The organism is Kitasatospora phosalacinea (assembly GCF_000717185.1).
In the GTDB taxonomy this organism is placed as follows: domain Bacteria; phylum Actinomycetota; class Actinomycetes; order Streptomycetales; family Streptomycetaceae; genus Kitasatospora; species Kitasatospora phosalacinea_A.
In genome coordinates this window covers 45445-58291 of record NZ_JNYE01000038.1, presented here as the reverse complement: position 1 = coordinate 58291, position 12847 = coordinate 45445, and the positions used below count along the sequence as shown (strand labels likewise).

The following is a 12847-nucleotide window of genomic DNA, read 5'->3' as shown; positions in this document are numbered from 1 at the left end:
GCGACCTCGTCCGGTTCGATCAGCCGCTTCACGGCGGTGCGGTCGAGCATGATCCGCTCGACCACCTCGTCCTCGTGGATGCCGTGCGCCAGCGCCTGCGCGGCGATCTGCCGCTCCACCAGCGCGGTGCGCACGTACGCCGGGTTCACGCAGTTGCTGGTCACCCCGTACGGGGCGCCCTCCAGCGCGACGGTCTTGCTCAGGCCCTCCAGGGCGTGCTTGGCCGTCACGTACGCCGACTTGAAGGCGCTGGCGCGCAGGCCGTGCACCGAGGAGACGTTGACCACCCGGCCCCAGCCGCGCCCGTACATGTGCGGCAGGGTGCGGCGCAGGATCCGGAACGGCGCCTCCACCATGACCCGCTGGATCAGCGCGAACCGCTCCACCGGGAACTCGTGCACCGGGGCGACGTGCTGCAGGCCCGCGTTGTTGACCACGATGTCCGCGTCCGCCGGGAGCGCCTCCACCGCGTCCGGGTCCGACAGGTCCGCGACGTGCGCGGTGCCGCCGATCCGGGCCGCCAGCTCCTCGGCGGGCGCCGCGGCCAGGTCGACGACGTACACGTGCGCGCCCGCCGCGGCGAACGCCTCCGCGCAGGCCCGGCCGATGCCGGCGGCGGCCCCGGTCACCATGGCGGTGCGTCCGGCCAGGAAGCGGCCGTCGGGGGTCTCGTGGGAATCCATGGCGGCCACGCTAGGAACGGACCGCCCGGCGGCCCACGTGGGCGGTCACCACACCCGACCGCCCCGGGATGGCGGGCGGCGCCACCCGACGGACACGGGGCCCGTCCACACCTCCGGCACCCGGCTGCTGCTGCAGACCGAGTGCCCGTCCTTGGCTCTACCCCCGTCACCCGGGGCGCCACCACCGTCCGGGAGCGCTGCGACGGCCTGCGCCCCGGCGGGCGGCCTCACCTGGGCCAGGGCCCGCCACGCCCCCGCGGCACCGCCGCCCTCTCCTGGCAGCTCACCGCCGAGGGCCTGACCGCGGAGCGGAACCGACCGTCCGCTGCGCAGCCGTCCTCGGCCTCCCAGGCCTTCCCGCAGCCTCCCCGCTCACCCCCTCGGCCCCGGCGCTCAGTCGCCCGGGTGCGTCATCGCGTCGATGGCGATCGCGGCGGCGAGGACGGTGGTGTGGTCGGCGTCGGGGCCGATCTCCAGGCCGTAGGTGTCGCGCAGGCGGAACCACTTCTTCGACACCTCGGCGACCTTTCGGCCGTCGCGCTCGATCGTGTACTCGTGGTCGAGGACGTTGCCGTGGACGTCGAGGTCGGGGCCGTCGGCCTGTTCGATGTGCCAGCGGTCGCGGAGCGGGTTGATCAGGGCCTTCTTGACCATGGCGATGCGCTTGCCGTCGGCGTCCTCGATCTCCATCGAGTCCTTGATCCGCAGCGCGCGGCCCTGCACGGTGGCGACCCGGTGGCCGGTGCGGTCCTCGATGTGGAAGGTCTTGCGCAGCCGCATCGCCTTGCCGTCGACCTTGTAGACGTGGTCGCCGGAGTCGTCGTCGATCCAGTAGTCGTCGCCGATCGCGAGGACCTTCTGGTGCATCTGGTAGCGGGTGACGCCTTCGCCGTGGTCGAAAGCGCGGTTGGCCTGGCGGCGGGCCCGTCGTTCCTCGAACATCCCGGTGTCCTCTCCTGAGCGTGCGGCGGTACGGCCGCGGACGCCGCCCCGCTGCCGGGTGCGCCGTCCGTGGGCCCTTCGTACCGCCGTCCGGGCGGGGGCGCATCTTTTCGGGCGCGGTCCCTGCGGGTGTGAGCGGGGCGTGAGGGGGCGCGGGGCGAAGGGCCCTACCGGGGGCGGTGGGGGGTGGGTAGGGTCGTAGCCCAGCGGTCGGCGGCTGCCGCCGACCTGTCCCCGGCGTGTTCACGGTGCCGCCGGGTGTCTGCCCGGTGTCAGCCGGGCTCCCCCGGGGCGCCCGTCCCGGCCCGACCTGGCCCGACCCGGCCGGGCCCGCGCGGAAGCGCGCACACGCGAGAGGAAGCCACGAGATGTCGTCGACCGTCAACGAGCCGGGCCGGACCGGGCGGGGGCGGTGGTGGGCGCGGCCGTGGGTGCTGCCGGTGGGGGCGATGGTGCTGGTGGCGCTGGGCGACCTGCTGCTGGGGCCGGCGCTGGGGCTGCTGCCGCTGTTCGCGGCGGGCCCGGCGCTGGCGGCGGGGCGGGGGACGCCGCGGACGGTGCTGGGCTCGGCGCTGCTGGGGTCGGTGCTGGTGCTGCTGATCGCGGTGTGGGACGGGCTGTGGGGACACACCCGGGTGTGGGTCGCGCTGGCCGGGATCGCGTTCACCGCGATCGCCGCGTGCTGGGTGTCGGTGACCCGGATCCGGGCGGAGCGGGAGCTGGTGGACGCCCGGGCGGTCGCGGAGACGGTGCAGAACGTGCTGATGCCGCCGCTGCCGCCCCGGTTGGGGCCGGTGGAGCTGACGGGGTCGTACCGGTCGGCGCACCGGACGGCCCGGGTCGGCGGTGACCTGTACCAGGCGGTGCAGGTGCCGGGCGGGGTGCGGATCCTGGTCGCGGACGTGCAGGGCAAGGGGCTGGAGGCGGTGAGCGCGGCGGCGGTGGTGCTGGGCGCGTTCCGCAACGCGGCGCCGGTCGCGCCGGACCTGGGCTCCCTCGCGGCCCGGATCGAGCAGTCGCTGGCCGAGCAGACCTCCGGTGACCGGTTCGTCACGGCGCTGCTGGCGGACGTCAGGGAGGACGGGCGGACGGTGCTGCTGGACCACGGGCACCCGGTGCCGGTGCTGCTGCGGGCGGGCGGGTCGGTGCCGGTGCTGCCGAAGCTGGACCCGGCTCCGCCGTTCGGGTTGTCCGCGTTGACGGGGGCGCCCGCCCCGCGGCCGACCGTGCTGACCCTGCGCGAGGGCGACCGGCTGCTGTTCTGCACGGACGGCCTGACCGAGGCCCGCGACCGCTCCGGCACGTTCTACCCGCTGACCGACCGCGCCCCGTCCGTGCTCGCACCGCCCTGCCCGCGGCAGGCCCTGGGCCTGCTGCGGGCGGACGTCGAGGAGTGGACGGGCCACGGGCCGGACGACGACTCGGCGCTGCTGCTCTGCGACTTCCACCCCGCCGGGGAGGCGGCGGAGGCATCGGAGGCCGCGGAGGCCGCGGAGGCCGCGGAGGCCGCGGAACCGGCAGCGGTCCCCGTGGCCGCGTGAGGCCGTTCAGCCCCTGGGCCGCCGACGGGCCAGCAGCCAGCCGAGGGCGGCACCGACCAGCAGGGTGACCAGGAGGACCAGCCACAGCGGCAGCGTGACGGTGGGGATCCACAGGCGGATCTTCACGGAGGCGGTGTTCACGGCGATGAACCAGACCGCCAGCACCCCGAGTATCAGGAACGCGATGGTCCTCATGCGCACGTTGCGGCCGCCGACGGTGACCGAGGCCGGCCGGTCCGCACTGCTCGTCTTGTCAGCCATACGGCCCATTATGTGGCGGTTCGCCCGCTTCGGCCCGTCGGCTTCCGAACCCGACTGCACCGGCGGCTCCAGCTTCAGCGGCAGTTGACGATCAGCGCGGCGAGCGGCCCGGGCAGCCGGGCGCCGTGCTGGACCGGGTGCCGTTCCCGTTCCACATGGTGCGTGCCCACACCCCGGCGGGAGTCGGCCTGACCACCGTCCTCGACCAGGACCACCGGGTCTCCGCCGCCCTCCTCGCCCTCCTCGCCCTCCTCACCGGCGCCGCCCTGCGCCTGACCACCCGGAGCCGCCGCCACTGACCCACCCCGCTGACCCACCCCCGCTGACCGCCGCGGCCCCGGCCCGGCCCCCTCCCGGCCGGGGCCGCGGCACGTCCTGACGGCCGGTCGGCCCCCGTCCGCCCCCGTCCGCCCCCGGCGCGCCGGTTCCCCCGGGTCCGGCGCGCTGCCTACGGTGGGGTGGTGACCGATCGCCGACGCAGCGGGTACCTGGGGGCGGCGGCGGCGTTCGCCGTCTGCATGGCCGGGACGACGCTGCCCACCCCGCTGTACGGGCTGTACCAGGAGCGGATCGGGTTCTCCGAGCTGATGGTGACGGTGGTGTTCGCCGTCTACGCGCTCGGGGTGATCGGCGTGCTGCTGCTGTTCGGGAACGTCTCGGACGCGGTGGGGCGGCGGCCGGTGCTGCTGTGCGGCCTGGGGTGCGCGGCGGCCAGTGCGGTGGTGTTCCTCGCCGAGCAGGGCCTGGCCTGGCTGTTCGCGGGCCGCCTGCTGTCGGGCTTCGCCGCGGGCCTGTTCACCGGCACCGCCACCGCGTACGTCATCGAACTCGCCCCGCCCGACCGCAGGGCCCGGGCGGGCTTCGCCGCGACCGCCGCCAACATGGGCGGCCTGGGCTGCGGGCCGCTGCTGGCCGGGCTGCTGGCCCAGTACGCGGCGCGGCCGCTGACGCTGCCGTTCGCCGTCCACCTGGTGCTGCTGGCGCTGTCCTTCGCGGTGGTGCGCGCGCTGCCGGAGAGCGTCGCCGGGGCGCGCCCGCTGCGCACCGCGCGGGCGCGGCGGCCGTCGCTGCCCGCCGAGGTGCGCGGGGTGTTCGTGCCCGCGGCGGTCGCCGCGTTCGCCGGGTTCTCGCTGCTGGGGGTGTTCACCTCGGTGACGCCCGCGTTCCTGGCCGAGGAGGTCGGGGTGCACAACCACGCCGTGGTCGGCCTGGTCGTCGCCTCGGCGTTCTTCGCGTCCACCGGCGGCCAGTTGCTGGTGCCGAAGCTGGGGGCGCGGCGGGCGCTCCCGCTGGGCTGCCTGGTGCTGATCGGCGGCCTGGGCCTGCTCGCCCTGTCGCTGGCCACCGAGGCCCTCGCCCCGCTGGTGCTCGCCGCCCTGGTCGGCGGCGCCGGGCAGGGCATGGCGCTGCGCGGCGCGGTCGGCGAGGTCGCGGCGGCGGCGCCCGAGGCCCACCGCGGCGGGGTGCTCTCGCTGCTGTTCGTGGTCGCCTACCTGGGCATCTCGATCCCGGTGGTCGGCGTGGGCCTGCTGGACGGCCCGCTCGGCCTGTCCGACGCGGGCCTGGTCTTCACCGCCTGCATGGCCGTGCTGGCCGCCGCCTCCGGGGCCTTCCTGCTGCGCCGGGCCCGCGCGCTGGGCTGACGGGGTCCTCTCCTGCCGGGCCGCCCCGTGGTACGAGTGCCGCAGCACTGCGCACGCGAAGGGGCCCGACCGTGCTGATGGCCACCGGGGCGGATCCGGATCCCGGGTTCGCGTTCCTGCTCTGCTGGGGGATCGCCGCGTTCTCGACCGGCTGCGTCCTGGCCTTCGACCTCCGGGGGGCGGGGGGCCGGTTCGCCGCCTTCCTGGAGGCGCAGCGCGCGCAGTCGGGCCGGACGGCACCGCCGCGGGGGGCCTCCGCCCTCCGGCCGGTGGGAGCGGTGCTCGTCCTGGTCGGTGCCGGTGCCGGTGCCGCGGTGTTCGGTGCGGCCGAGGTGTTCTCCGTGGACGCGGACTCGCTGTTCGCCCGGGACCGGGACCTCGGGGCGCTGACCACGGCCTTCCCGTTCGTCGGCCTGCTCGCACTGGCGGGGCTCCGGCACCGCCGCGGCCCGCTGCGCGCCGCCCGGGCCACCGGCCGCGCGGCGGTCCGCGCCGGGGCCCTCCTGTCCTCCCTCGCCGTCCTCGCCCTCACCGCCTGCCTCACCCTGGGCCTCTTCACCCTGGGCGCCTTCGTCCTCGCCCTGACCGCGGCCACCGCCGCGGTCACCTTCCTCTCCCTCCCCGGGCGGAAGGGCGGCGCCTGATCGGGCGTCATACCCCGGTATCACCCCGCCGGTTGGCCCTGCGGTACGACGCAGTCCGCCGGTTCGTCCCCGTACGGTGGTGCCCGTCAGCAGGCACGGGACACGAAGGGACTTCCGATGACGGGCGAGCGGGGACGACGGATCGGGGCGGCGCTGCTGCTCGCGGCGCTGGCGGCGACGGCGGGGCTGCCGGGCACGGCGGCGGCGGCCGGGAGCGGGGCCGGGGCGGGTGCGCAGCAGGCGACGGTTGCGCGGCAGGCGACGGCGCAACTACCGGAGCCCAGCGGGCCGTTCGCGATCGGGACGACCTCGCTGCGGATCTCCGACGACTCCCGGCCCGACCCGTGGACGGCCGGGCGGACGCGCGAGCTGATGGTGAGCCTCTGGTACCCGGCCGTCCGCTCCGCCGACGGCCCGCGGGCCCCGTACATGACCGCGGCCGCCGGGGCCCACTTCGGCGGGCCGGACGGCATCGGGGCGATCAACTACTCGGTCACGCCGGGCAGTACGGACTGGTCGTCGATCCGCACCCACGCCCGGACGGACGCCCCGGTGCTGCCCGGCGGCCCGCGCCCGGTCGTGCTGTACTCGGCCGGGCTCGGCGACCCGCGCACCTGGGGGACGGCGCTGGTCGAGGACCTGGCCTCCCGCGGGTACGTGGTGGTGACCGTCGACCACACCTACGAGGCGTCCGAAGTGGCCTTCCCCGACGGCGAGTTGGCGACGTCCGTGCTGCCCGGCATGCTCGGCGACCCGAACCTGGACATCGGCGCGGTGCTGCGCAGGTCGCTGGACGCCCGGGTCGCCGACACCCGCCTCGTCCTGGACCGGCTCGCCTGCCTCGGCGAACGGCCCGGCCTGCCCGTCGGGCTGGCCGCCGCCCTGGACCTCGACCGGATCGGCATGGCGGGGCACTCCGCGGGCGGCTTCACCGCCCTGCAGGCCATGCACGACGACCCGCGGATCGCCGCCGCGATCGACCTCGACGGCCAACTGCACTTCCCCGGCCCCGACGGGCAGAGCGGCGTCCTCCTCCCCAGCGTCGCCGAGGACGGCCTCGACCGCCCCTTCCTCCTGATGGGCACCCGCAGCCCCGACTCCGGCTCCTACCACCAGCAGCCCGGCTGGGACGCCCTGTGGCAGCACAGCACCGGCTGGCACGCCGACGTCACCCTGGAGGGCTCCCGCCACGGGTCCTACACCGACGCCGCCGCCCTCCTCCCCCGACTCGCCCGCCAGGGCGCCCTCTCCCCCGACGCCCTGCGCGAGGACATCGGCGACCTCCCGCCCGCCCGCGCCGGAGCCGCCACCCGCGCCTACGCCGCCTCCTTCTTCGACCGCTGGCTGCGCGGCCGCGACGACCACCTGCTGGACGGGCCCTCGGCGCGCTTCCCCGAGATGACGTACGAGCGCTGACAGCCCCTCGGGGGCGCGTACTCAGGGGCTCGGGGAACGGCGGGCCCCTGATGGCACGACCCGCGTCTCAGACTGCCGTGACCGACTGCGGGAAGGCGAACACCCCGTCCGGGTCGTACTGCCGGGCCACCCGCTGCAGCCGCGGCAGGTTCGCGCCGTAGTAGGCGCGCCCCCAGTCCGGGAGCGTCGCGTCGATGTAGTTGACGTACGCGCCGTGGGCGCCGAGGCGGGCGAGGCCGTCGCGGACCTCGTCGACGGTGGCGCGGACGCGGTCCTCGGTGGCCGCGGTCGCGCCCGCGTAGACCTGGGCGCTGGCGAGCGAGCCGCGGTGCGGGAAGGCCGTCGCGTCGGGCGCGAGCTCGCCGACCGCGCCGCCGAGCGAGTCGAGCAGCAGGTCGACGCCGGTGCGGCCGGTCATCAGCTCGGTCAGCCGGGCCGGGTCGACCGGGCCGGGGCCGAACATCCGGGAGACCGCGACGAACCCGGTGCGGGTGAGCCGTCCGCCCTCCCAGGTGGGGTGGCACTGGGCGATCGTGTCGTTGGCGCACCCCGCCATGAACTTCATCGCGTCCAGGTAGTCCTTGGCGGCGACGGTGCGTCCGGTGGGCGCGGTGCCGGCCAGCCGCACCAGGCGGTCGACCTGCTGGTTCGCGCCGGACGGGTCGCCGACCCAGCAGCCGACGATCCGGCAGGTCGGCGGGTTGCCGCCGGAGACCTGGCAGCTGGCCCACAGCTCGGGCGGCGCGTCGGCGACCCACTGCTGCCAGCCGCCGATCACCTGGGCGACGGACCCGGCGGGGAACGGCACGATGAAGACGGTCAGGCCGGGCGCGGGCGGGGTGTCGAAGGTGAAGCGGGTGACCACGCCGAAGTTGCCGCCCCCGCCGCCGCGCAGCGCCCAGTGCAGGCCGTCCTCGTGCTCGGCATCGGCGGTGCGCACGCAGGAGTCGGCGGTGACGACCTCGGCGGCGTCGAGCCGGTCGCAGGTGAGGCCGTACTTGCGGGCCAGGACGCCGATGCCGCCGCCCAGGGTGAGCCCGCCGATGCCGACGGTGGGGCAGCTCCCGCCGGGCAGCAGCCGTCCGGCCGCGGCCAGGCCCGCGTACACCTCGATCAGCCGGGCGCCCGCGCCGACCTCGGCCCGGCCGTCGGGGCGGACCCGGACGGTGTTCATCGCGCGCAGGTCGATCACCAGGCCGCGGTCGGGCACGCTGTAGCCGAGGTAGCTGTGGCCGCCGCTGCGGGCGGCGATCGGGATGCCGTGGCCGCGGGCCACGTCCAGGCAGGCCCGGACGTCGTCGGCGGTGGCGCACCTGGCGACCGCGCCCGGGAACTGGCCGTCGTCCAGTTCGTTGAAGCCCAGCCGTGCCGTCCCGTAGCCGGGGTCGGCGGGTAGCACCAGCCGGTCGCCGAGGCGCTGCCGCAGCGCCTGCCAGTCCGGCGGGGCGGCCCGCAGGCCCCGCTGCCGGGCCGGGAACGCCTCCACCGCCCCGGCCCCGCCCCGGGCCCGTGCCGGGGACGCACCCGCCACCAGCCCCACCCCCACCGCTGTGCCGACGGCCAGAAAACGACGACGGTCCATTGTCACGACGCACCTTCCTCCCCCGCACCGGGCGCGCGGAGGCTCTGGGCCGATCGTCACGCCCCGCCCCGCCCGCGCCCGGCTGCGGCCCGCCGGAGTGCGTCCGATGGCGCAGCGCACACCGGCGCGCGCCCGTCGGCACACGGGGCCGCGCACGCCGGTCCCGGCCGACCAGCGGTTCCCGCCGACCGCCGGGGCTGCCGGTCGGGCCCGGCGCCGGGCCGCCGCAGTCGGCCGCAGCCGGTCGCAGCCGGCCGCAGCCGGCCGCCGCCCGAGCGGTCCGGCCCGGAGCCCGCACCGGCGACCTCCCCCGCCCACCGGTGCGCCCCGTCCCGCCCCAACTTCCTTTCCGGACAGCCTTCCTGAGCACCGCGGCAGGCCCCGCCGCCGCGGGCCGCACCCGCGCCTCGCGAGCGCGTCGCACCGCCCCGGCGAGTCCGTGCGCCTCCGAACGCCCCCGAACCGTGACCTGACCCGGCGTCAATTCACCTGCCAATGTCGTATTGTCACCGTCTCGGCCGGGCGCGGTCACGGGTGACCGCGCACCCTTGCTGCCGGATGGCTTCGCGCTGCCCGGACGCGGCGGGCGGGCCGACCGGAACGCGTGGAGCGAGCGGAGGTACACGGGTGCGGGTACGGGTACGGGTACGGGTGCGGGTACTGGTACGGGTGCCGACGGGGTGCGCCTGGTGACGGCCGTCGACGGCCTTCCGCCGCTCGGCACCGAACTCGGCCGGGAGCGGCTGGAGTTCGCCGAGGAGCTGCGGGCGCTCTTCCGCCGCCTGGACACCCCGGCGGACGAGTTCGCCACCCGCTGCGGCCTGGGCCCGGACGCGCTGGCGGGCTACCTCGCGGCCGGGCGCATCCCGCCGTGGGAGTTCGTCGAGGCCCTGCTGGTCGCCGTGCACGGCGACGCCCCCGGCGCCCCCGACCCGGCCGTCCGCGAGCGGCTGTCCCGGGCGCGGATGGCGGCGCTGCGGGTCGCCCGGTCGATCGGCCGGGCGGTGTGCCAGCTCGAAGGCCAACTGCACTCCGCCGCACGGGAGATCGAGCAGGCCGACGAGCAGGCTGACCGGGCCGACCGGGCGCTCGCCGCCCTCGCTGCCCTCGCCGGGAGCACCGGCGACACCGGCGACACCGGCGACACCGGGAGCGTCGAACGGGCCGAGCGGGCCGAACAGTTGGCCGAGCAGTCCGACCGCGCCCGCGAGCAGTCCGACCGGGCCAGGGTCCGGTCGGACTGCTGCAGCGCCAACTCGCCCTGGTGGAGCAGCAGCAGGACACCTCCGCGGCCCCGCCGCCCGCCACCGGGGCGGAGCCCGGCGACGGCCCGCCGCCCAAGATCCTGCTGGTGGACGACCGTCCGGAGAACCTGACCGTGCTGGAGGCGCTACTCGGCCCGCACGGGCACCAGTTGGTCTCCGCGACCTCCGGCCCCGAGGCGCTGCGGGCGCTGATGGAGCCCGACGGTTACGCCGCGATCCTGCTCGACGTACAGATGCCCGGCATGGACGGCTACGAGACCGCCGCGCACATCCGGAGCCGCGCCCGCACCCGCGACATCCCGATCGTCTTCGTGACCGCCATCGGCAGCGACTCCGACCACGCGATGCGCGCGTACGCCGCGGGCGCCGCCGACTTCATCCCGAAGCCCGTCGACCCGTGGGCGGTGCGGGCCAAGGTCGCCTCCTTCGTCGAACTGCACCGCGAACGCCGCTCCCGGGGCTGAACCTCCCCCGCCCCTCCCCGCCCCTCCCCCGTCCGACGACGGCGAGGCCGCCACCCCCGAAGCGGGGTGGCGGCCTCATTCCGTGGGGGTCTCGTGCCCCGGGCGGGGGTTACTTCCAGCTGTCGTTGAGGGTGGTCGTCCCGGAGGCGCCGGTGGTGTAGGTGCGGTTCGCGCCGCTCTCCCAAGTGACGTTCCCGGCGGCGTCCTTGACGATGTACTTGTACTCGAAGGCGGTGCTCGCGGGCAGGGTCAGCGTGAGCTTCCAGTTCGGGTACGACGCCGAGGACATCAGCAGCGCGCCGGCGGGGTTCCAGCTGCCGAGCTGGGCGGTCGAGCCGACCAGGTAGACGTTCTGGCCGACCACGGTGGTCCTGTTCTCGGAGAAGTTCACCGTGACCTGGCCGGTGGCGGTGGGGGTGGCCGTCGCGGTGGCGGTGGCGGTGCCCCAACTGTCGTTCAGCGTACCGCCGGTGGTGCCGGAGTTGGCGCTGCGGTTGGCGCCGCTCTCCCAAGTGACGTTCCCGGCGGCGTCCTTGACGATGTACTTGTACTCGAAGGCGGTGTTGGCGGGCAGTTGGACGCTGCCGCTCCACACGGGGTAGCCGGCCGGGGAGAGCGCGATCGCCGCGTTCGGGTTCCAGTTGCCGAGCTGGGCGACCGAGCCGACCAGGTAGACGTTCTGGCCGGTCACGGTGGTCTTGGTCGCGTTGAAGCCCTCGGTGACCGTCCCGCTGGGGTCGGTCGGGCTGGCGGACGCCGAGGGGCTGGCACTGGCGCTAGGGCTGGGGCTCGCGGTGCCGGTGGTGGCGGTGTGGAGCGCGACCGCGTCGCCCGCGTTGACGGTGACCGTCGCCTTGCCGGAGCCGTCCACGCTCACGGTCGGGCCGGTGCAGTTGGAGCCGCTGAGGTCGCCGTGGATGACGTCGCAGTAGGTGCCGGCGGCGAGGCCGGTGGTGAAGGTCTGGGTGACCGCGGAGCCGCTGTTGTTGATGGCGACCCAGCCCTTGCTGCCGCGGCTGAAGGCGATCGCGTTGCTGCCGTTGTCCCACCAGTTGGCGACGGCCTGGCCCTTGGTGGCGTTGTGCCAGCCGACCATGTTGGAGATGCCCCGGTCGCGGTCGGTGCAGGTCCAGGTGTTGTTGGCGCAGTTGACGTCGGTGACGAAGCCGTTGCCGTCGGCGGGCGGCGAGTCGTCCTTGTTGTTGAACCGGTAGCCCGCGTAGACCTGCGGGGTGCCGTAGCCCCAGGCGAGTTCGAAGACGTGCGCCAGCCGGTACTTGGAGCCGTCGTTGTACGTCAGGGTGGCCTTGTCGCGCTCCAGGTCGTGGTTGGTCACCATGACGGCGGACTTGTCGCTCGGCTCGAAGCCCCAACTCTGGCCGAAGGTCTTGAGGTTGGCGATGTTGCCGTTGAACTGCTGGGAGAGCTTGGAGGCGTAGGTGAACTCCAGCACGCTGCCGTTGCCCTCGAAGGCGGCGGGCGCCAACTGGCCGCCGCTGCCCGGGAAGATCTCCTGGTAGACGTACGGGCGCCCGCCCCACCGGGTGTCGTTGAGCCGGGAGACGATGTTGCCCATGTCGGCCTGCGCGATGTGCTTGGCCGCGTCCACCCGGAAGCCGTCGACGCCCGCGCCGATCAGGGCGTTGAGGTACCCGGCGATCTTGCCGCGGACGTAGTCGCTCTCGGTGTTCAGGTCCTCCAGGTTGAGCAGCTGGCACTCCTGGACCTGGGCGACGTTGTTCCAGTCGTTGATGCCCAGGTCGGAGTTGGGGCACGGCGGGGAGCCGTGGAAGTCCGACTTGCTGTAGGGCACCGCCGAGTAGCTGTACGCGGACGGGCTGAAGGCCGAGCCGCCGTAGCCGGTGGTGCTGCTCTGGTTGCTGCCCGCCATGTGGTTGATCACCGCGTCGGCGTACACCTTCACGCCCGCGTCGTGGCAGGCCGTCACCATCGCCCGGAACTGCGCGTCGGTGCCCATCCGGCTGTTCAGGTGGTACGAGACCGGCTGGTAGACCTCCCACCAGGGGTGCCCGGGCAGCGAGATCGACTCCTGCGGCGGGGCCACCTGCACCGCCCCGTAGCCCTTCGGCCCCAGGACGTCGGTGCACTCGGAGGCCACCGAGTTCCAGTTCCACTGGAACAGGTTGGCTATCACGTCGCCGCCGTTGGGGGTGGCGGCGGCCTGCGCGGTGCCCTGCAGGCCGAGCGGCAGCAGCACGCCCAGCACCAGTGCGCCGGCTGCGGCCGCCACGGGCAAGGTTCTACGGACAGGGGACATCGGCGAATCTCCCAAGGTGGTGGGGGACTTGAGGAGGGAACGGGAAGACGATCCACCCCGGCGCGACGCACCGTCAAGACATCCGTGCAAGAAATTTCATCTTCTTGCGTTCGGATCCACACTCGCCG

General features: G+C 75.2%; 12 protein-coding genes. 7 read left to right on the top strand and 5 right to left on the bottom strand.

The annotated features are described in order from the left end of the window. A partial coding sequence (locus OO57_RS18130) for an SDR family NAD(P)-dependent oxidoreductase (RefSeq protein WP_033253547.1) occupies nucleotides 1–683 on the bottom strand: 683 nt, incomplete at its 3' end. Between the two features lie 393 nt (nucleotides 684–1076). Further along, complete coding sequence (locus OO57_RS18125) at nucleotides 1077–1625, bottom strand: LURP-one-related/scramblase family protein (RefSeq protein ID WP_033253546.1); 549 nt, start codon at nucleotides 1623–1625, stop codon at nucleotides 1077–1079. 368 nt (nucleotides 1626–1993) lie between these two features. Here OO57_RS18125 and OO57_RS18120 point away from each other — a divergent pair, with 368 nt between their 5' ends. Beyond that, nucleotides 1994–3166 carry a PP2C family protein-serine/threonine phosphatase gene (locus OO57_RS18120; RefSeq protein ID WP_051777902.1) on the top strand — a complete coding sequence of 391 codons (1173 nt, stop codon included), beginning with the start codon at nucleotides 1994–1996 and terminating at the stop codon, nucleotides 3164–3166. Nucleotides 3167–3172: 6 nt separating this feature from the next. Here OO57_RS18120 and OO57_RS18115 read toward each other — a convergent pair whose 3' ends face one another. Next, a complete protein-coding gene (locus OO57_RS18115) occupies nucleotides 3173–3427 on the bottom strand; it encodes a lipopolysaccharide assembly protein LapA domain-containing protein (protein WP_033253545.1) in 255 nt (84 codons plus the stop codon). Nucleotides 3428–3582: 155 nt separating this feature from the next. Between OO57_RS18115 and OO57_RS43925 the strand changes: the two genes are divergently transcribed. The 4 genes from OO57_RS43925 to OO57_RS18100 all read left to right on the top strand — a co-directional run bounded on the left by OO57_RS43925 (nucleotide 3583) and on the right by OO57_RS18100 (nucleotide 7130). Next, a complete protein-coding gene (locus OO57_RS43925) occupies nucleotides 3583–3726 on the top strand; it encodes a hypothetical protein (RefSeq protein WP_158715158.1) in 144 nt (47 codons plus the stop codon). 219 nt (nucleotides 3727–3945) lie between these two features. Then, complete coding sequence (locus tag OO57_RS18110) at nucleotides 3946–5070, top strand: MFS transporter (RefSeq protein ID WP_234337392.1); 1125 nt, start codon at nucleotides 3946–3948, stop codon at nucleotides 5068–5070. Nucleotides 5071–5141: 71 nt separating this feature from the next. Continuing rightward, on the top strand, nucleotides 5142–5714 hold the full coding sequence (locus OO57_RS18105; protein ID WP_033253544.1) for a hypothetical protein: 573 nt from the start codon (nucleotides 5142–5144) through the stop codon (nucleotides 5712–5714). A 117-nt stretch (nucleotides 5715–5831) separates the two neighbouring features. Further along, the gene (locus OO57_RS18100; protein ID WP_033253543.1) at nucleotides 5832–7130 is read left to right on the top strand and encodes an alpha/beta hydrolase family protein; all 1299 of its coding nucleotides are present in this window, start codon (nucleotides 5832–5834) and stop codon (nucleotides 7128–7130) included. A gap of 67 nt (nucleotides 7131–7197) precedes the next feature. Here OO57_RS18100 and OO57_RS18095 read toward each other — a convergent pair whose 3' ends face one another. Then, nucleotides 7198–8712, bottom strand: coding sequence for an FAD-binding oxidoreductase (locus tag OO57_RS18095; protein WP_234337391.1), 1515 nt, complete (start codon nucleotides 8710–8712; stop codon nucleotides 7198–7200). A gap of 689 nt (nucleotides 8713–9401) precedes the next feature. Here OO57_RS18095 and OO57_RS45635 point away from each other — a divergent pair. After that, nucleotides 9402–10088, top strand: coding sequence for a hypothetical protein (locus tag OO57_RS45635; RefSeq protein ID WP_234337389.1), 687 nt, complete (start codon nucleotides 9402–9404; stop codon nucleotides 10086–10088). Continuing rightward, nucleotides 10064–10441, top strand: coding sequence for a response regulator (locus OO57_RS18090; RefSeq protein ID WP_234337388.1), 378 nt, complete (start codon nucleotides 10064–10066; stop codon nucleotides 10439–10441). Before OO57_RS45635 ends, OO57_RS18090 begins: the two co-directional genes overlap by 25 nt. 109 nt (nucleotides 10442–10550) lie before the next feature. Here OO57_RS18090 and OO57_RS18085 read toward each other — a convergent pair whose 3' ends face one another. After that, entirely contained in the window at nucleotides 10551–12692 is a 2142-nt protein-coding gene (locus tag OO57_RS18085) for a carbohydrate-binding module family 20 domain-containing protein (RefSeq protein ID WP_234337387.1), read from the bottom strand. Nucleotides 12693–12847 lie beyond the last annotated feature (155 nt).

What these genes read in the sequence shown, in the direction of transcription:
- OO57_RS18125 (WP_033253546.1), bottom strand. Translation starts at nt 1,625, where the DNA reads ATGTTCGAGGAACGACGGGCCCGCCGCCAGGCCAACCGCGCTTTCGAC.
- OO57_RS18120 (WP_051777902.1), top strand. Translation starts at nt 1,994, where the DNA reads ATGTCGTCGACCGTCAACGAGCCGGGCCGGACCGGGCGGGGGCGGTGG.
- OO57_RS18115 (WP_033253545.1), bottom strand. Translation starts at nt 3,427, where the DNA reads ATGGCTGACAAGACGAGCAGTGCGGACCGGCCGGCCTCGGTCACCGTC.
- OO57_RS43925 (WP_158715158.1), top strand. Translation starts at nt 3,583, where the DNA reads ATGGTGCGTGCCCACACCCCGGCGGGAGTCGGCCTGACCACCGTCCTC.
- OO57_RS18110 (WP_234337392.1), top strand. Translation starts at nt 3,946, where the DNA reads ATGGCCGGGACGACGCTGCCCACCCCGCTGTACGGGCTGTACCAGGAG.
- OO57_RS18100 (WP_033253543.1), top strand. Translation starts at nt 5,832, where the DNA reads ATGACGGGCGAGCGGGGACGACGGATCGGGGCGGCGCTGCTGCTCGCG.
- OO57_RS18095 (WP_234337391.1), bottom strand. Translation starts at nt 8,712, where the DNA reads ATGGACCGTCGTCGTTTTCTGGCCGTCGGCACAGCGGTGGGGGTGGGG.